Genomic DNA, 17522 nt, shown 5'->3' on the forward strand with positions numbered 1-17522 from the left:
GGCTTGGCCGAGTTCGTCGCCCCGTCCGGTGTGCGGTCCGACGTCGCCGTGCGGATCCGCCAGTTTCGAAGGGCGGGCCAGCAGCCCCGGGCGGCGGGCCGTCACCAGCCCGTAGGCGCACCTCGCCGCGCCCAGCAGCCTCAACGAACCTGTTCGCACAGTGAGCACCTCCACGTCCCTGCGACCGTGCGCCTTGCACGGAACCCTCGGGTACCCAAGCTGAGCCGTTGGTCCCCTGGTCCGCGCGAGAGGTGCGTCGGAAGGGCATCGTGCCGCGCCGAGCCTTTGCCCGGAAGTTGCCATCAAGGATCGCGGACCCGGCCCGGAGTATGGGACGGTGGACGGACATGAGACTGGGCCAGATCGCCCCTGCGCGCGGCCCGTTCTCCGGGAAGCCGGGCGTTGGCCACTTCGGGTATTCGGCCCCCGGTCTTCGTCTCCCGTTCCCCCCGCCGGGGCGCCGCGCCGTCGGGCTCATCAACCGCCGGAAAGGAGCGTGCCCAGCATGGACATCACCACCGTCACCGACGGCACCTACGCCCGGATCACCCCGCATGGTGAGATCGACGCCGACACCCTGCCCTCGCTACAGGCAGCCCTGACCGCGCTCGCGCCGGACGTCGGTGACGTCCTGTTCGACCTGCGCGACACCCCCTTCATGAGCGCCGCCGGTCTCCGCGTCCTCTTCGACCACTCCGTAGACGCCTCGCTGCCCCGCCGCAGGACCGTGACGGGCCTGCGGTCTCAACCCCTGCGCCTGTTACTGATCGCCGCCGACCTGAACCCCGTCGCGTACGACCTCGCCCGCATACTCCCCGACACCCTGCCCGCCGACTTCTGATCCGCGTCGCGAACGCCGAACAGGACCGGCCTCTGGATCGAAAGCTCGTGTCGGTGACTTTGCGCCGCACGCGACTGTGACGGGACGGCCCCGGGACAGCCCCGGAACACCTGGGAGCCGATTTGCGATGCCCGCAGACGCCGACCGGCATCACGCAGTCGGCCAGGGAGTGTCAGGCTCACGACGCGATGAAGCGTCGGAGCAGCGGCGGCGGGTAGCCTGCGGCGAGCAAGGGCCCGCGTACGTCACGGTCAAGGTCGGGCAGATAGCCGAGGAGTACGTCGGCAGGGCCGGTGACCTCCACCTCACCGCACGCCGCGGGCAGCACAAGTGTCTCCGCCCGGCCGAGCACCTCGTTCCACCCACCCGCTTGTACCCGCACCGGAGCACCGACGTTCGTCAGGATCTGCGCGGTGGCGAAGGAGTGCCGCATCGGCTCCGCGGTCCCGGCACGCCAGCGTTCGAGCGCGAAGTACGGACCCGCGCACAGGAACACCCGCTCCACCGCGTCCCCGACGGCGACGCTCAGCCCGGAAGTGAAGTCCGGACGGATCTCCAGGTCGGCCTCGAGCATCAGCATGTCAAGGTTGGATCGAAACTCCTCGTCGCCCACTGGGGAGCCGTCCTCCATCTTCCAGCGCATCGCGTGCTGTTGGATGTCGGACGTCTGCTCGATCTCGTACACGAGGGTGTCCGGTCCGAAGCTATGCAGGGTGCCGCCGGGCACGTACAGGGTCTGTCCCGCGCGCACCGGCAGGCGGCGCAGCACCGCCTCGAACTCCTGCGCTTCCAGAGCGGCCCGCAGCCGGTCGGCCGTCACCCCTTCCTTGGCCCCGCACAGGGCGGTCGCTCCGGGCGCGGCGTCCAGGATGTGCCAGGCTTCGGTCTTGCCGTTGGGCTCTCCCTCCAGGCGTCGGGCCGCCTCGTCGTCGGCGTGCAGGTGCACGGGCAGGGTGCCGGTGGCGTCGATGAACTTTGTCAGCAGGGGGAAGGACGCGCCGGACCATCCGGCGCCCATGAGCGCTTGGGGATGGTCGCCGAGCACCTGGTGCAGCGTCCCGCCGGCCAGCGGGCCGTTGATCACCACACTGCGGTGGCCCGTGACGTCGCTGCATTCCCAGGTCTCCGCGACGCCCCAGTCGGGCAGGCCGGTCTTGCCCAGCCGCCGGGCGATCGCATGGCCGCCGAAGACCAGGGGTTTCGCCGTGACGGTCAACCGCAGCGGATACAAAGATGTCTCTGTGGCGTTCACAGGATCGGCTGTCCGCCGGTGACGGCGACCCGGGCCCCGGAGACGTAGCTCGCCTCGTCGGAGGCGAGCATGACGTACACCGGTGCCAGTTCGGCCGGCTGGCCCGGTCGGCCGAGCGGTACCTGGGAGCCGAAGCTCTCGACCTGTTCCGGTGGCATGGTCGCGGGGATGAGCGGTGTCCAGATGGGTCCCGGGGCGACGCTGTTGGCCCGGATCCCCTTGGCGGCCAGCATCTGGGCCAGGGCACCGACCATATTGGCGATACCGGCCTTGGTGACGTCGTAGGCCAGCAGTTGCGGCGGCGGGCTGTCGGAGTTGACCGAGGTGCTCGCGATGATCGCCGACCCAGGCCGCATGTGGGGGACAGCCGCCTTGGTCAGGTGGAAGAAGGCACTGAGGTTGATCGCCAGCGTGCGGTCCCACTCCTCATCGGGGATGTCCGTGATCGAGTCGTGCGTCATCTGGTGGGCGGCATTGCTGACCAGCACGTCGACCCGGCCGAACTCCCGTACGGCGGTGTCGATGACCGTCCGGCAGTGGGCGGGCTCGGCCAGGTCCCCGGGGAGCAGCAGACACGAGCGGCCGGCGCTCCGTACCCATCGGGCCGTCTCCTCGGCGTCGTCGTGCTCGTCCAGGTAGGAGAGCAGCAGGTCCGCGCCTTCCCGGGCGTAGGCGATGGCCACCGCCCGCCCGATCCCGCTGTCTGCGCCGGTGATCAGGGCGACCTTGCCGGCGAGCCGCCCGGACCCTCGGTAACTGTCCTCGCCGTGGTCGGGCCGGGGTGCCATCTGACTGGTTCGGCCGGGCGGGATCTGCTGCTGGCGGGGCTGGGACATCATGGCTCCAGACAGACGCGGGGCGGGTGTCCGCGGGGAGCGGGTGCCACCCGGTGGGACGGTCGGGACGCCGAGTACCCCACCCCTTCCGATCGCACCCGGCTCGCGCGGTCCGACCTGCCGCCTCACCACGACGGACGTACCCTTCAGCAGGCCGACCGAAGTCGATCGGCACCGCGCCGCGCAAGCCGTCCGCTGCGGGGCGGCCCGGCGGAAAGGGCCGCCCGCGGAACGCGGCGCAGAGTCCAGCGACATCCGTAAGCTGCCCAGCGCGAGCCCGGCCAGCAGGAGCAGCAACCCGGCGGCATCGTTGGTCGCCCCCGGCGGACCGCTCGCCATGATCGCATCCACCGCCACCCAGTACACCCCTGCCTGGTGCCGCGACGGCGCCACGGCACAGGAACCCCAGCACGCTCGCCAGCGCCTGCACCGGGAAGACGAAGGCCAGCAGCACCAGCGTGACCGCAGGCGACTGATCTGCCGAAATCCAGCCGAGTTGCAGCCCGCCAGTACGAAGGTGCCACCGGACAGCCCCACGGATCCCACAGGCAGAGGACTGCCCCCGGGACGCACGGCAATGCGCGAATAAGGCTCTCTCGCTTCCTCCCGCGCGCTGTCGGGCCGTTCCCCACCGGCAGGGCAGGGGTACGTCGGATCCGCAATCCGTGCCCGCGTCCAGTCTGCGGGGTCGGGTGGGCAAGACCACGCCGATCTTTGGCATCAGCCGCTGGGGCAGGGGTACGACGGATACGGCGTCAGGAAGCGGCAGCCCGCTAGCCAGGCATGCATTCGAGGAGTCCGTGTTGCTGTTTCCGTGCCACCGCCTCACCGAAGACCAGATCGTGATTCAGATCGACGACGCCATCGATTTCAACACGGAGGACGTCGCCCACGGGCACCTCTGCGGGGAGATCTCGCGGTCGGCCGCCCGCACCGTGATCATCGATGTGCAAACGCCCTTGGTCACCGCCACGGCTGTCAGTGTCCTGCTGCGTACCCGGCGATTCGCCCACAGCCGTGGAGCCGTGCTGTGTGTTGTGGCGCGTCGATCGCTGGCCCGCAGAGTCTTCCGCGCAACCGGTGTCTGCCAAATACCTGCGTGTGGCAGCCACACTGCCCGGCGCCGTGAGACTCGCCCGCGGGTGCCGGCCCCTCTCGGAACCGCCGACCGGCAGAGTGACGGTGTCCTGACATGAGATGCTCGCCGTGTGCGCCGGCTTGCGGACCGGCGAGGGACGGTTTCGGCTGCTGGACGCGCTCGACGGTCTGACGGTCGACGCGGCGGCCCTCAACGCGGGTGTGGGGCGGAGCCTTGACGGACACCGACCTGGCCGAGGACCAGTAGGTCATCGATCTCAACGTGGGCGCGACAGTGCGGCTGGCCTGACCAAACTGTTGCTGCGAGCCATGGTGACGCGCGGGGCGGGCGACTTCTTCGAGCGGGCGGACATGGCGGACGACACCCTGAGCCACCGAGAACTCGCTGTACTGGGAGATGCTCGCCCAGGCCGCCCGAGCCACCCGGGACGACTGGCTTCTCACCCTTGCCGGGTACTGCCGCCCGCAGACCTTCCGGTAGACGCGCTGGACCAACACCATGATCAAGAACCTTGGCCCGCAGATCTTCTGACCAGCCTCTAGCTGCATGGATCACGAGCGTTGTGACCGCTGGCCGGGACACCGTCGACTCCACCCGGTGCGTTCCATCGGCACGCTGCCGGGCTTCTGGGGGTCCGACCCCGTCGGGGTGTCCGTGCTCCTCGGACGTCAGCCCACGTAGCGGCGGGCGGACGAGCGCCGCTGCGCCTTTTCCAGCACCCGCATCCGTGTCTCGACCTGCGCCGGCAGCACCCGCCGCTCGCGCAGTACCCACGGCCACGCGGCCGCAGCCTGTGCGAAGGCACGCAGCGACACGGTGTCGCGGGGCACCGTACGGGCCAGGTGCACAGTGCGGCGCAACGCGGGACCGGCCGGGCGGCGCAGCCAGGTGAACCACAGTGTGTTGCGGATGCCGTGCGCCCGGCGCAGCGTCGCGTCCCTCATCCGGGACGGCTGATGGTGGATCGTCAGGTGATCGGCGTACGTCAGCCACCACCCCTGGGCGGCCATGTCGACGGCGAGCAGCTCCTCCTCGCCGCCCAGCCACAGCCGGGGGTGGAAGCCGCCCGCGGCCCGGAAGGCGTCGGCGCGCAGCACGGTCGCGGCGGCCAGGAAGGAACCGAGCGCCGGACCGGGCAGCCACTCGGGACCGGGTACGGGCGAGTCGCGCAACTCATCGACGATCGGGTCCTCCACGCCTTCGGGCTCGACCATGATGCGGGCCGTGACGGTGGCGAGCGCCGGATGCCGGTCGAGCAGGTCGGCCGCACCGGCCAGGGAGCCGGGCGCCCACCACGAGTCGTCGTCGCAGAACGCCACGTAGGGCGTACGCACCTCGCGGACCGCGAGGTTGCGGCCGACGGCGCCGAGGTTGCGGCCGGGGCACAGCAGCCGTACCCACGCGTGGTGGCGGGCGACCGCGTCGGCGGTGCCGTCGGTGGAGGCGTTGTCCACGACGATCACCGGTAGCCGCTCGGGCAGTCCGGCCAGTCGTTCGAGAGTGCGCAGCAACTCGGTGCGGCGGTTGTGGGTGATGACGACGACGGTGGTGCGGGGGCCGGTCATGCATGTGCTCCGTCCAGCGTGCGGGCGGCCCGCTCGAGGTGCGGGGGCAGCGGCTTGCGTGCGCGCAGGGCGGCCGGCAGGCGTACGAGAGTCTCGCGCAGGGCCTGCCGGGCGGCCGGGGCGCGCAGGGCGTCGCCGGCCAGGCCGCGGGTGCGGGCGAGGGCGTGCGGCAGGGGGCGGCGCAGCCAGGAGGTGAGAACCTCGTTGCGGAGCATCCTGGCGGGGCGGCCGGTGCGGGGCGCCGGGTCCGGGTGATGATGGGCGATCACGTCCGCGCAGTGGGTGACGCCCCAGCCGCGTGCGGCGAGGTCGTAGGCGAGCAGGGTCTCTTCGCTGCCGAAGAACAGCAGCGGGTGGAAGCCGCCCGCTTCGAGGTATGCCTCACGGCGCACCACACAGGCGCAGGCGAGGAAACCGAGGACTTGCGTGCCGGGCAGGTCCTTTGCCGGGCCGAGTGGGGAGGTGGCGAGGACGTCGTTGAGCGGGTCGGGTTCCTCGGCGGGGCCGACGAGGGTGCGGGCGGAGATCAGGCCGAGCCGCGGGTGGGTGTCCATCAGCCCGGCCGCGCGGCCTAGGGCTCCGGGGGCCCACCAGGAGTCGTCGTCGCTGAAGGCCACGTAGGGGGTGTCGAGGGCGCGGGCGCCGTGGTTGCGGGCGATGGCGCCGTGGTTGACGGGCAGCGCCAGTACGCGGACCTCGGGGAAGTCGCGGGCGAGCATGGCGCGGGTGTCATCGGTGGAGGCGTTGTCGACGACGAGGATCTCCGGCCGCTCGGGCAGGGCGAGCAGGCAGCGCAGGGTGCGGGCCAGTCTCTCCGAGCGGTCGCGGGTGGCGATGACGACGCCCGTGGGTGTGTGGCTCATGACGTGTGAAGGAGGAGATCCAGGGCGTCCAGCACGTGCTCGCAACCGATCCGCAGCAATGCCGGGTCTGGGTGGCGGCCGTGCGGGTCGCCCTGTGGGCCGGGGTGCCACAGCACGTGGTGGCGCGGGTGCGCAGGCGGGCCCCAACGGCTGGGCGGGACCGGGCCGAAGAGGGTGACGCTGGGGGCGGCGTGGGCGACCGCGAGGTGGGCGATGCCGGTGTCACCGCTGACGACGGTGCGGGCGCCGGCGACCAGGGCGGAGAGCCGGTCGAACGGAAGGCCGCCGCCGAGGACGTCGGTGTCGGGCAGGCCGGCCTGCTTGGCGAGCCGCGCCACCAGATCATCCTCACCCGCACCGCCGGTGACCACGACCCGGTGGCCGCGCCCGCGCAGAGCGGTGGCGACGGTTGCGTAGCGGTTGACGGGCCAGCATCGGGAGAGGGCGCCGGCGCCGGGGTGCAGCACGACCGCCCCAGGGGCGGGGGAGAGGCCCGCAGGGCGGGGCAGCAGCAGGTCGGCGGGGTCGGCAGGGATGCGGTAGAACTGCAGGAAGCGGCACCAGCGGTCCCGTTCGTGCTCCTCCGCCCACCACGGCGGTCCGTCGATCTCCGGGGTGTCCGGGTGGGCGAAGGCGAACAGGCGCCGCGGGGACAGTGTCTGGAGCAGGCGGTGGCTGGGCGGTCCGTTGCCGTGCAGGTCGACGGCGATGTCGGGCGGGGGACCGTCCCAGTCGAGGCCGCGCGGTACAGCGCGCCCGGGAGCGGAGGCGGGCAGCAGCCGGTCGACGGCGCCCGTCGCCGCGGCGACCGGCGCCAGTTCGGCCGGGGCGGCCAATACCAGTTCGTGGCCGGGGAAGGCCCGTCGCAGGGCGCGCAGCGCCGGCACGCCGGCGAGGAGGTCGCCGAGGCCGAGGGCGCGCAGGACGAGCAGGCGGGGGCGCGTCATCGGGCTCCCTCCGCCGCCCGGGTCATGAGCGCGGTCGAGGACCGCCCGTCGAGGTACGGCAGCAGCACCGCCTGTCCGCCCCACTCCTCGAGCAGCGCCGCCTCGGGCAGGTCCGCGCCGGTGTAGTCGCCGCCCTTGACCCAGATGTCGGGGCGCAGGTCGGTCAGCAGCCGTTCCGGGGTGTCTTCGTCGAACACGGCCACCGCGTCGACGCATCCCAGGGCGAGCAGCACACGGACCCGGTCGGCCAGCGGGTTGACGGGGCGGCCCTTTCCCTTGCGGCGCCGCACCGACGCGTCGGAGTTGACGCAGACGATGAGGCAGTCTCCGATGCGGCGGGCGGCCTGGAGCAGGCCGACGTGCCCGGCGTGCAGGAGGTCGAAGCAGCCGCCCGCCGCGACGACGGTGCCGCCGGCGGCCCGTGCCCGGGCGATCACCGTGCGCGGGTCGGGAGCAGCGCCCGCGCCGTCTTCGCCGGGCTGCCGGGGAAGCGCCTCGGCTTCGGGCGGGGCCCCGCCGGCCACCGCGCCCGCGCCGCCCGCGGCGACGAACCCGCTCGCGGCGACGACGGCGGCCTCGACTGCCTCGCCCACCAGTGTCCCGTCGGCGAGCAGCCCGGCCGCCGTCGCGGCGAACCGGTCACCGGCACCACAGGGGTCGCCGTGGTGCGCGGCCGGCGCCGGAACGAGTAGGGGGTGGTCGCCGTACGAGAGCAGGGCACCGCGCGCGCCCATGGTCACCGCCACGGAGGTCGCGCCCCAGTGCCGTACGAGCGCGGCGGCCTCGCGGGCGGTGGCGCGCAGGTCGCTGTCCGGCGCACCGCCGGCGTCCGGTGTTCCGACGGCCCCCGCCAGTGCGCGCGCCTCCGACCGCGCCGGTGTCACCAGCCGGGTGCCGGGCACCGGCGGCCCGCCTCGCGGGTGCGGGTCCCAGACCATCGGCGGACGCTTGGCCAGGACGTCGCGCAGGGCGTTGGCCGCTTCCCGGCCGTAGTCGGAGACCAGCACGGCCGGGGCCGAGCGGACGGCTTCGCGGGCTTCGTCGGTGGCCCCGCGGACGCGGCCGTCACCGCGGTCCAGGCGCACGACCGGGCGGCCCTGTGCCAGCACGCGGGTCTTCTCCGGCAGGGCGTCGGACAGCGGCAGACCGATCACCCTCACCCGGCCGTCGAGCAGCCGGCGCAACTCCTCGCTCGCCGGGTCGTCGCCCATGCCGGTGATCAGGGTCACGTCCCGGCCGTCCGCAGCCGCGAGGCAGGCCGCGAGGGCGGCGCCGCCCGGCTGTGCCCGTCGCGCCCGCTCGGTGACGACCGGTACGGGCGCGTCGGGGGCGAGCCGGTCGGCGTGGCCGGTCAGGTCGCGGTCGAGCAGGGCGTCACCGACCACGACGAGGGGGGACGTGCCCGAGCGTGCCACGGTCACTTCGCCTTCCTCTCCAGCGCCGCGTCGAACGCCGCGCACACCATGTGCACCGCTACCAGGTGGAGTTCCTGGACGGTGGCCGCCGTGGGCGCCTCCACGCACAGGGCCTCGTCGCTGCCCGCGGTCAGCGGGTTGGGGGCGGGTCCGGTGAGGGCCCACACGCGCAGACCGGCCGCGCGGGCCGCGTCGGCGGCGGACAGCCGGTTGGCGCTGGCGCCGGAGGTGGACAGCAGCATCAGCACGTCGCCGGAGCGGCCATGGGCGCGTACCTGGCGGGCGAACACCGCGTCCACGCCGTAGTCGTTGGCGATGGCGGTGGTGGAGGAGGTGTCGGCGTGCAGGGCGAGCGCGGAGAACGGCGGCCGGTCGTCGCGGTAGCGGCCGACGAGTTCGGCGGTCAGGTGCTGGGCCTGGGCGGCGCTGCCGCCGTTGCCCGCGGCCAGCAGCCGGCCCCCGCTGGAGAGCACCTCCGCGAGCAGCCCGCCCCAGCGCTCCGTGAGAGGAGCCCGGCCGCGGAACCGGGTCAGGGCGTCCAGGAGTTCGTCGCAGTGCGCGACGACGGACGATTCGGCATGGGTGCTCATCAGGCGACCTCCGTACGCAGTTCACGGCCCACGGCGGTCTGCCGGTAGACCCGTTCCACTCCGTCCGCTACGCGCTGCCAGGTGTAGCGGGCGAGCACACGCTGGCGGCCGGCCGCGCCGAAGCGGTTACGCCTGCGGTCGTGCCCAAGCAGATCGCGGACGGTGGCGGCGATCGCCGGGGCGTCGCCCGGCGGCACGAGCCCTCCGGTGCGGCCGTCGGCGACGGTGTCCCGGTGACCACCGACGGCGGTAGCGACGACGGGTGTACCGCAGGCCATGGCCTCCAACGGGACGATGCCGAACGGTTCGTACACGGGAGTGCACAGGACCAGGTCCGCGCTGCCCATCAGCGCGGGCATCCGGCGCGGGTCGACGGCACCGAGCAGCCGTACCCGGTCGGCCACTCCCTGCTCCTCGGCCAGTTTCAGCAGCCGTCGGGCTTCGGGCTCGGCGTGCAACCGGTCGGAGGGCGGGCCGCCGGCGATGACCAGTTCGGTGTCCGGGATCCGGGTGAGGGCGCGGATCGCCTGGTCGTAGCCCTTGCGGGGGACCAGTCGGCCGCAGGCGAGCAGCCGGTGCCGCTGCTCCCGCCCGGGAGCGTCGGCGGTGTCCACCCGAGGGTGGAAGTGGTCGGTGTCGACGCCGCACGGCACCACGGACACCCGGCTGGAGGACACGCCCATAACGGCGAGCTCCTCCTGCTCGTCGGTGCAGGTGGCCAGGATCCGTTCGCAGGTGAGGCCGATGTGCCGTTCGACGCCGACGCGTTCGGGCGGGCTGGTGTCGTCCTGGCCCTGGTGGCGGCGCTTGACGGTGCCGAGGGCGTGGAACGTCTGGACCACGGGGATGCCGTACGGGTGCGCGCCGATCCGAGCGGCCATACCCGACATCCAGAAGTGGGCGTGCACGACGTCCGGCCGGCCCCGCCGCCAGGCCCGGGTGAGGTATGCGCCGAAGTCGGGCATGTGGGGCAACAGTCCGTCTTTGGCAATCACCTCGGGCGGTCCGGCGGGCACGTGCTCGACGACGGCACCGCCGGGCAGCGGCACGCGGTCGGGCAGATCGGCCGCGTCACGGCGGGTGTACACGGTGACGTCGTGGCCGCGACGCGCCAACTCCTCGCTGAGCCGTGCCACATACACGTTCTGGCCGCCGGCGTCGACACCGCCGAGCGCGGCGAGAGGGCTCGCGTGCTCGGACACCATGGCGATCCTCATCGCGTCACCTCCTTCAGCAGCCGCTCCCAGTCGTCCAGGAAGCGGGACAGCCCGTAGCGGGCCAGTGCCGCCGCCCGTGCGTCCTCGCCGACCGTGCGGGCGTGCAGCGGGTCGGTGATGAAGTCGCGGACGGCGTCGGTCAGTACGTCGATGCGGTTGGAGACCACACCGGCGCCGGTTGGTACGGTCTCTGTGACCTCGGTGGTGGCGAGGGCGACCACGGGCATGCCGAGGTGCATGGCCTCCAGCAGGGACAGCCCGAGGGAGGTCCAGCGCACGGGGTGTGCGTAGACGCGGCGGCGGGCCATCTCGGCGTGCAGGTCGTGCTGGACCAGCTCGTACGAGCGGCAGCGCTCGGGCGGAATGCGGAGGTGGTCGGCGAGGCCGTCGGTTTTCATGCCGAAGACGTCCAGCGGGGCGGCTTCGGCGAACGTCGGCAGCAGGTCGGTCCCGGTGGTACGGCCGCGCCCGGTTCGGCTCGTTGACGGCGACGGCCGCGTGCGGGATCTCTCCGGTCCACAGGGGACCGGGGTCGACGATGCCGTGTTCGATGACGGTGGTCTCGGCACTTCCGGCGTCCCACATCAGGCGGTTGAAGTGGGTGACGTGGACCAGCGGCACACCGGGCAGGTCGCTGACCGGATGCCGGGTGTCCGGTACTCCGGGAGAGCCGTGGGGAGCGTTGTGCTCCAGGTACACCATGGGCGGGCGGCGGCCCAGCCACTGTTCCACGAGGGTGTACTCGTGCGGGCGTTGAAGGATCACGACGTCGATGTCGGCGTCCCGCAGCCGTTCCGGCGGGAGTTCGATCACCGACTCCGGCCAGTCGAAGGTGCGGGCGCGGCCGAGTCCGTCGGGTCCGCGGTCCGGGGTGACGGGGACGACGTAGGTATGCGGGCCCTGTACGAAGGCCGTGGTCCACGACCCGTGGACGTGCCAGATCAGGATCCTCATTCCACGACCATCACTTTCTCCACGGCGGCCACCACATCCTCCGCGGTGACGGACTGCAGGCATGGATGGCCGGGCACCGGGCAGTCCCGGGCGCGGCTGTCCGCGCAGGGCGCGTCCTGGTCGCCGAGCAGCATGTGCGGGACGCCGTAGGGGTACCAGCGTTCCGCGGGGACGACAGGGGCGAACAGGGACACCACCGGGGTGCCGACGGCGGCGGCGAGGTGGGCGGGGCCGGTGTTGCCGGTGATGACGGCCCGCGCGCCGGCCAGCACGCCGGCCAGTTCCACGGCGTCGGTACGGCCGCCGAGGTCGAGGCCGTGGTCACCGGCGACGTACGCGGTCAGCTCGCGCTCCCCGGGACCGCCGGTCACCACGGTCCGGTGCCCGGCCACCGACAGTTCACGCACCGCCTCGGCGCACCGCTCCCGGCTCCAGGCCCGGGCGGGCACGCTGGCCCCGGGGTGCAGTACGACGTACGGCTCCGGTCTGGTCAGCCGGAGGGCGTTGGGCGGGTGCAGCACGCGCAGTCGGCCGTCGTCGACGCGGGGGAAGCCCGCGGCCTCGGCGAGGTCGAGCGCGGCCTCCGCCTCGTGGGCGTGTGGGGCGCGGTGGTGGCGCACGTCGAGCAGGGAGCCGGGGTAGTCGTCGCTGTCGGCGGCGATGAAGCCGACGCCGGCCAGGCGCAGCAGCAGGGCGGCGGGCAGCGGCGACTGGTGGAAGGAGGTGAGGATCAGCGCGGTGTCGGCGTCGATGGTGTCGACGATCAGCTCGACCTCGCCGCGGCCCACGGGCGGGGGCGTGAAGCCCACCCACGGCGCGTCCCAGACCAGGATGTCGTCCACGCCCGGCAACATGCGGGCGGCAGGGGCGCCGGCCGGTCCGCACAGAACGGTGACGTGGTCGGCCCGGGCCGCGACGGCACGGATGGCCGGTCCGGCGAGCAGCATGTCGCCGAAGCTGTCCAGGCGGGTGACCAGGGCCCTCATCGGATGCTCCCGGTGATCTCGTGGGCGGCTGTGACAGGCCGCCGGCCGACTGGAAACCGTCCGGACGGCCGCTGGGACAGCACGGTGCGCACGGCCGTCGACAGGTCGCGTGCCACGTGTTCGGCAGCCGCGATCTCCTCCGGCCGGGTCTGCGCGGTGGGGACGAGGACACCGAGGGCACCGGCCCGGCTCGCGGCCTCGACGTCGGCTCCTATGTCGCCGATCACGGCGATCCGCTCCGTCGGAGTGCGCAGCCGGTCGGCGGCCCGGAGGATCATGCCGGGCCGGGGTTTGCGGCAGTGGCAGCCGTCGTCGGGGCCGTGCGGGCAGACGGCCCACATGTCGAAGGGGCCGAGCAAGGCGTCGATCCGCTCGTTGACACGGCGGACGTCGGCGGTGGAGAGCAGCCCGCGAGCGATGCCGGACTGGTTGGTGACGACGCCGGTGCCGATGCCGCGGGCGCGCAGCGAGTCGAGTGCCTCGCGGGCGCCGTCGACCGGGCGGACCAGATCGGGCTCGCCGTTGTAGGGGACGTCGTGGACGAGGGTGCCGTCGCGGTCGAACAGCACGAGGTCGATCTCGTTCACGACGTCACTTCCTGCCAGGGGGCGGCGTCTCGGTGGCGCCACAGCCCGCTCAGCCGGTGCCAGGTGGCGGCGGGCGGGATGAGCACGCTCGTGACGAGCATGGTGTTCACCTCGTGTGGGGTGCGCGGTCCGGGCGCGATGCGTGCCCAGGTGAACTCGCCGGTGCCGGCGGCCCAGCCCAGTGCTGCGGCCGCGGCGGCCCGGCGATGCCCGGTCAGGGCGAGGACGCCGGCGGCCAGACCCGCGGCCGTGATCGCGAGATGCCTGCGCAACCGGCCGCGCGGCGCCTCGGCCCGCTGCCACCAGTCCGGCCCGTGCAGGCGCCGCATCAGGGCGTCGTCGGCGTTGCCCCGCTGGGCATGCAGGGACACCCAGCGGTCGGCCGGCCGCACAGGGTGCCGGGTGGTGCGCCGGCCCTGCCCGATGCTCCAGCCGGCGTCCAGTATCCGCAGTGCGAGGTCGGCGTCCTCGCGGAAGGCCCGCCGGAATCGCTCGTCGAAGCCGCCGGTCTGCTTCAGGGCTTCGGCTCGGAAGATCATGTCGGCGGTGATCCAGCGCGCCCGGGCCAGTCCGGCGGTGCCGCGCTCCCAGTCGGTGGGCCGGCGCTCCCCCGGCAGCGGTACGGTGACGACGCCCTGTACGCCACCGGTTTCAGGGCCGACTTCCGCGAGGTCCTGGGAGAGCTGGTCGCACCAGTGCGGGCCGACCTGGACGTCGTCATCGAGGAAGGCGACCCAGGGCGTGGTGACCGCGCGCAGTCCGGCGTTGCGGGCGGCGGCAGGTCCGCGCCCTCCGCTGTGGATCACCAGGGTGCGCTCGCGCAGATCGCCGAGGACGCCCAGCGAATGATCCAGCGCCGTGGCGTCCGGCTCCGGGCGGTCGTCGACGAGGACGATCTTCTCGGGCTTCGGACCGGTCGCGGCGGCGAGCGCGGCGAGGCAGTCGGCGAGCGTGCCGCGCACCAGCGTGGGGATGACGACGGCGTAGGCGGTCATACGTCAGGCCCTCCCGAACATCGCGCCCCGGCGCACCGCGTACGGCCCGATCGCCAGCAGGTCCACCGGTGCTGAGCCGAAGCACTCCAGGGCGTCGCGCGGATCGTCGACCATGGGCCGGCCGGCGGTGTTGAGACTGGTGTTGACCACGACGGGCACCCCGGTGCGCTGCTCGAACGCGGTCAGCATGCGCGCCACGAGCGGCTCCTGAGTGGCGTCGACGGTCTGGATGCGGGCGGTGCCGTCCACGTGCACCACGGCCGGGATGCGCTCACGCCACTCCGCGGCGACGTCGTGCACGAACAGCATGTACGGGCTGGGCAGCGGGCCACCGGAGAAGATCTCGTGGGCGCGTTCGGTGAGCACCATGGGCGCGACGGGCCGGAACTCCTCACGCCCCTTGACCCGGTTGAGCCGCTCCAGGTTCTCCGCCCGGCCCGGGTGGGCCAGCAGGGAACGGTGCCCGAGAGCGCGCGGCCCGTACTCGCTGCGGCCCTGGAACCAGGCGACGACACCGTCCCGGGCCAGTTCCCCGGCGACGGTCTCGGCGATGTCGGCCGGCTCCTCGAACGGGACCCCCGCCTCCTGGAGCCAGGCGCGGATCTCCTGGTCGCTCCAGCCGCGGCCGAGGGCGGCGCCGGACATCGGCTCCGGGTTCTCGGCCAGGTGCAGGGCGCCGCCGAGCGCGGTGCCGGCGTCCCCGGCGGCGGGCTGCACCCACACGTTCCGGTACGGGCCCTTCGCCGCGATCTTCGAGTTGGCGACGCAATTCAGCGCGACGCCGCCGGCCAGGGCGAGGGTCTCACCGCCGGCCTCGCGGTGCAGCCAGCGCACGAGTTCGAGGAGGACCTCCTCCAGGACGGCCTGCGTGCTCGCGGCCAGGTCGGCGTGCTCCCGGGTCCACGGTTCGCCCTTGGCACGGGGAGGGGCCAGGGCGGCCCAGTCGATCCCGTGGGCGCGGAAGCCGCCGTCGCCCGTGGCGTGCACGTACTGCCGCAGCCGGGCCAGGTGGCGCGGGGTGCCGTAGGAGGCGAGCGCCATCACCTTGTACTCGTCACTGCTGCGCAGAAAGCCGAGGTGCTGGGTCAGGTCCTCGTAGAGCAGGCCGAGGGAGTCGGGCAGAGGCTGGGTGAAGAGCGTGTCCAGCTTGCCGTCGTCGTAGCGCCCGGCCAGGTGGGACGCGCACTCACCACGCCCGTCCAGGACGAGGACCGCGCTGTCGGGATGCGGGGCGGCACGTCCCGCGGAGGCGGCGTGCGCGACGTGATGGGGGACGAAGACGACCTGCTCGGGGTCGAGCCCGGGCAGGGCCTCGGCGAGGAACTCGGGGGCGCGGCGGGCGTAGTCCTGGCGCAGCGGGTCGAAGGGGTCATCCAGGTCCATGTCGGCGGCGGGCCGGGCGAGCGCGGGGTCGTAGGAGTAGGTGACCGCGTCCAGCTCCTCTGGCCGGACACCGGCGTGTTCCAGGCACCAGCGGGCGGACAGCTCCGGCAACTCCCACGCCGAGAACGGCAGCGGGCGTTTGCCGTGCTTGCGCCGGCTGAAGCGCTCCTCCTCGGCCGCCGCGACCGTACGTCCGTCCACGACGAGGGCGGCGGCCGGATCGTGGAACAGGGCGTTGATACCAAGAATGCGCATGAAGGGTGCTCCGTCCCGGACGGCATGCAGGGGCGCTCTGGCCGCGCGGGTCCCGCACCGCAGTCATCTCAAACACTTGGAGGCAGCTCGCCCGGAAGCCCTCGCGTTCGTTTCTCTCCGTGGCTGTGCGGGCGCAGGACCCTCCTTTGGACCGGAGCTGTGTTCACACGGCGAGCGTTACTTCAGTCAGCCATCGAGCGCGAGAACCAGTCGACGGTAAGGGCCAGGCCCTGGCTCCAGCCGGTCCGGGGCCGCCAGCCCAGGCGTTCGAGGGCGAGCCGGGTGTCGGGGCGGCGCCGGGCGGGATCGTCCACGGGGCGGTCCACGAACCGGATCCGGGAGGCGGATCCGGTGAGCTCGACGATGCGGCCGGCCAGTTCCAGCACGGTGATCTCCTCGCCGCCGCCGATGTTCACGGGGCCGGTCTCGCGGGAGGCGGCCAGGGCGAGGACGCCGGTGACGGTGTCGTCGACATAGCACAGGGAGCGGGTCTGGCTGCCATCGCCGGCGACGGTGAGCGGCATCCCGTCCAGAGCCTGCGCGATGAAGGTGGGTACGGCGCGGCCGTCGCCGGTGCTCATGCGGGGGCCGTAGGTGTTGAAGATGCGCACGATGGCGGTGTCGGTGCCGTGCACCTGACGGTGGGCGGTGACCAGCGCCTCGGCGAAGCGCTTGGACTCGTCGTAGACGCTGCGCGGCCCGATGGGATTGACGTTGCCCCAGTACGTCTCGCGCTGCGGGTGCTCCAACGGGTCGCCGTACACCTCGGAGGTGGAAGCGAGGACGAGGCGCGCGCCGTCGGCACGGGCGCGCTCCAGGGCGTTGCGGGTGCCGGTGCTGCCGACGTCGAGGGTCTCCAGGGGCAGCCGCAGGTAGTCGGCGGGCGAGGCGGGACAGGCGAAGTGCAGCACCAGGTCGAACCTGCCGGGCAGAGCCGCGAGGGCGCCGGGGGCGGTGGCGTCGGCGCACACGAAGCGGAGGCCGCGGTACCGCTCCAGTTCGGAGACGTTGGCCCGGGATCCGGTGACCAGGTTGTCCACGCACACGACCTCAATGCCGGCCTCGGCCAGCCGTGCGGACAGGTGGGATCCGACGAATCCCGCTCCGCCGGTCACCAGGGCCCTGCGCCAGGGGTGTCCGCTCACGAGGTCCCTCCTCGCTCTCGCGTCGACTCGGATGTCGGTGTGAGTAGCCGGATCGGGTTGCCGCATGCGTGCAGTTGTGCCGGCTCGGTGACCGCGCGTCGCTTCGGTGGTCCCTGAACGATCACACGGGGTCCGTAGCGTGCCGGCGGGCCGACACGACTCCGCGCGTCTCCGGGCGGACCGGGGCCTCCACCGAACCGGAGCCGGCCCATGCCACGGCGGTGTCGCCCACTTCGCCGAGGCACCGGGGCGGACGGGCCGACATGCGCCGTCCCTTCTGCTGTGGCCACGATGTACCTGCCGGCCGACCCGGTACGACGGGCCTACCGGAGGACCGTCAGGACAGCGAGGAGACCGCCATGGCGAGCATCAGCCCGATCGACCTGCAGAAGGCACTCAAGGGCGCCGAGTACCCTGCCAGCCGCGACGACCTGGTCACGCTGGCCAAGGACAACGGTGCGGACGACACCCTCGTGGAGAAGCTCGGCGATGCCCCCGCGGACGAGTTCGACGGCCCGAACGATGTCCAGAAGGCCGTGTTCGGGAACGAGTAAACCCGGACGGCTGTCGAGGACGCCGGTGGTGGGCCGCC

16 protein-coding genes and 1 pseudogene are annotated in these 17522 nt (G+C 73.0%); 3 read left to right on the top strand and 14 right to left on the bottom strand.

The genetic code is table 11. The features are described 5' to 3' along the window. Positions 1-505: 505 nt before the first annotated feature. Positions 506-841 (top strand): STAS domain-containing protein, encoded by a 336-nt coding sequence (locus tag QC283_RS08310; RefSeq protein WP_279560721.1) that lies wholly within the window; start codon positions 506-508, stop codon positions 839-841. A 178-nt stretch (positions 842-1019) separates the two neighbouring features. Here QC283_RS08310 and QC283_RS08315 read toward each other — a convergent pair whose 3' ends face one another. Both QC283_RS08315 and QC283_RS08320 read right to left on the bottom strand, forming a co-directional pair. Beyond that, complete coding sequence (locus QC283_RS08315; protein ID WP_279560722.1) at positions 1020-2093, bottom strand: class I mannose-6-phosphate isomerase; 1074 nt, start codon at positions 2091-2093, stop codon at positions 1020-1022. Beyond that, positions 2090-2929, bottom strand: coding sequence for an SDR family oxidoreductase (locus QC283_RS08320; RefSeq protein WP_279560805.1), 840 nt, complete (start codon positions 2927-2929; stop codon positions 2090-2092). The genes QC283_RS08315 and QC283_RS08320 overlap by 4 nt, the downstream gene beginning before the upstream one ends. Positions 2930-3729: 800 nt before the next feature. Here QC283_RS08320 and QC283_RS08325 point away from each other — a divergent pair. Continuing rightward, on the top strand, positions 3730-4125 hold the full coding sequence (locus QC283_RS08325) for an STAS domain-containing protein (RefSeq protein WP_279560723.1): 396 nt from the start codon (positions 3730-3732) through the stop codon (positions 4123-4125). A 571-nt stretch (positions 4126-4696) separates the two neighbouring features. On the opposite strand, the gene QC283_RS08335 is transcribed toward QC283_RS08325, so the two are convergent. The 12 genes and pseudogenes from QC283_RS08335 to QC283_RS08390 all read right to left on the bottom strand — a co-directional run bounded on the left by QC283_RS08335 (position 4697) and on the right by QC283_RS08390 (position 16930). Beyond that, entirely contained in the window at positions 4697-5593 is an 897-nt protein-coding gene (locus QC283_RS08335) for a glycosyltransferase family 2 protein (RefSeq protein WP_279560724.1), read from the bottom strand. Beyond that, on the bottom strand, positions 5590-6456 hold the full coding sequence (locus tag QC283_RS08340) for a glycosyltransferase family 2 protein (RefSeq protein ID WP_279549609.1): 867 nt from the start codon (positions 6454-6456) through the stop codon (positions 5590-5592). Before QC283_RS08340 ends, QC283_RS08335 begins: the two co-directional genes overlap by 4 nt. Further along, positions 6453-7403 (bottom strand): glycosyltransferase family 9 protein, encoded by a 951-nt coding sequence (locus QC283_RS08345; RefSeq protein WP_279560725.1) that lies wholly within the window; start codon positions 7401-7403, stop codon positions 6453-6455. The genes QC283_RS08340 and QC283_RS08345 overlap by 4 nt, the downstream gene beginning before the upstream one ends. Beyond that, a complete protein-coding gene (gene rfaE2 / locus QC283_RS08350; RefSeq protein ID WP_279560726.1) occupies positions 7400-8824 on the bottom strand; it encodes a D-glycero-beta-D-manno-heptose 1-phosphate adenylyltransferase in 1425 nt (474 codons plus the stop codon). Before rfaE2 ends, QC283_RS08345 begins: the two co-directional genes overlap by 4 nt. Beyond that, a complete protein-coding gene (locus tag QC283_RS08355) occupies positions 8821-9408 on the bottom strand; it encodes a D-sedoheptulose-7-phosphate isomerase (protein ID WP_279560727.1) in 588 nt (195 codons plus the stop codon). The genes rfaE2 and QC283_RS08355 overlap by 4 nt, the downstream gene beginning before the upstream one ends. Next, complete coding sequence (locus QC283_RS08360) at positions 9408-10625, bottom strand: glycosyltransferase (RefSeq protein WP_279560728.1); 1218 nt, start codon at positions 10623-10625, stop codon at positions 9408-9410. Before QC283_RS08360 ends, QC283_RS08355 begins: the two co-directional genes overlap by 1 nt. Further along, positions 10622-11579, bottom strand: a pseudogene (locus QC283_RS08365) (glycosyltransferase). Before QC283_RS08365 ends, QC283_RS08360 begins: the two are co-directional and overlap by 4 nt. Next, entirely contained in the window at positions 11576-12565 is a 990-nt protein-coding gene (locus QC283_RS08370) for a glycosyltransferase family 9 protein (protein WP_279560729.1), read from the bottom strand. Before QC283_RS08370 ends, QC283_RS08365 begins: the two are co-directional and overlap by 4 nt. Beyond that, positions 12562-13152, bottom strand: a complete 591-nt coding sequence (locus QC283_RS08375) for a D-glycero-alpha-D-manno-heptose-1,7-bisphosphate 7-phosphatase (protein ID WP_279549620.1) — start codon at positions 13150-13152, stop codon at positions 12562-12564. Before QC283_RS08375 ends, QC283_RS08370 begins: the two co-directional genes overlap by 4 nt. Beyond that, positions 13149-14147: a glycosyltransferase family 2 protein gene (locus tag QC283_RS08380; RefSeq protein WP_279560730.1), complete on the bottom strand. Its 999-nt coding sequence runs from the start codon at positions 14145-14147 to the stop codon at positions 13149-13151. The genes QC283_RS08375 and QC283_RS08380 overlap by 4 nt, the downstream gene beginning before the upstream one ends. Before the next feature lie 3 nt (positions 14148-14150). Then, complete coding sequence (locus tag QC283_RS08385; RefSeq protein ID WP_279560731.1) at positions 14151-15785, bottom strand: carbamoyltransferase family protein; 1635 nt, start codon at positions 15783-15785, stop codon at positions 14151-14153. 182 nt (positions 15786-15967) lie between these two features. Next, the gene (locus QC283_RS08390; RefSeq protein ID WP_279560732.1) at positions 15968-16930 is read right to left on the bottom strand and encodes an NAD-dependent epimerase/dehydratase family protein; all 963 of its coding nucleotides are present in this window, start codon (positions 16928-16930) and stop codon (positions 15968-15970) included. 359 nt (positions 16931-17289) lie between these two features. Here QC283_RS08390 and QC283_RS08395 point away from each other — a divergent pair, with 359 nt between their 5' ends. Further along, positions 17290-17484, top strand: coding sequence for a DUF2795 domain-containing protein (locus tag QC283_RS08395; RefSeq protein WP_073935361.1), 195 nt, complete (start codon positions 17290-17292; stop codon positions 17482-17484). Positions 17485-17522 lie beyond the last annotated feature (38 nt).

It is taken from the genome of Streptomyces sp. DH41 (assembly GCF_029813785.1).
In the GTDB taxonomy this organism is placed as follows: domain Bacteria; phylum Actinomycetota; class Actinomycetes; order Streptomycetales; family Streptomycetaceae; genus Streptomyces.

Bases quoted from the DNA above. Each gene is read 5' to 3' on its own strand.
- QC283_RS08310 (WP_279560721.1), top strand. From the start codon at position 506: ATGGACATCACCACCGTCACCGACGGCACCTACGCCCGGATCACCCCG.
- QC283_RS08320 (WP_279560805.1), bottom strand. From the start codon at position 2,929: ATGTCCCAGCCCCGCCAGCAGCAGATCCCGCCCGGCCGAACCAGTCAG.
- QC283_RS08335 (WP_279560724.1), bottom strand. From the start codon at position 5,593: ATGACCGGCCCCCGCACCACCGTCGTCGTCATCACCCACAACCGCCGC.
- QC283_RS08340 (WP_279549609.1), bottom strand. From the start codon at position 6,456: ATGAGCCACACACCCACGGGCGTCGTCATCGCCACCCGCGACCGCTCG.
- QC283_RS08345 (WP_279560725.1), bottom strand. From the start codon at position 7,403: ATGACGCGCCCCCGCCTGCTCGTCCTGCGCGCCCTCGGCCTCGGCGAC.
- QC283_RS08355 (WP_279560727.1), bottom strand. From the start codon at position 9,408: ATGAGCACCCATGCCGAATCGTCCGTCGTCGCGCACTGCGACGAACTC.
- QC283_RS08360 (WP_279560728.1), bottom strand. From the start codon at position 10,625: ATGAGGATCGCCATGGTGTCCGAGCACGCGAGCCCTCTCGCCGCGCTC.
- QC283_RS08370 (WP_279560729.1), bottom strand. From the start codon at position 12,565: ATGAGGGCCCTGGTCACCCGCCTGGACAGCTTCGGCGACATGCTGCTC.
- QC283_RS08380 (WP_279560730.1), bottom strand. From the start codon at position 14,147: ATGACCGCCTACGCCGTCGTCATCCCCACGCTGGTGCGCGGCACGCTC.
- QC283_RS08385 (WP_279560731.1), bottom strand. From the start codon at position 15,785: ATGCGCATTCTTGGTATCAACGCCCTGTTCCACGATCCGGCCGCCGCC.
- QC283_RS08395 (WP_073935361.1), top strand. From the start codon at position 17,290: ATGGCGAGCATCAGCCCGATCGACCTGCAGAAGGCACTCAAGGGCGCC.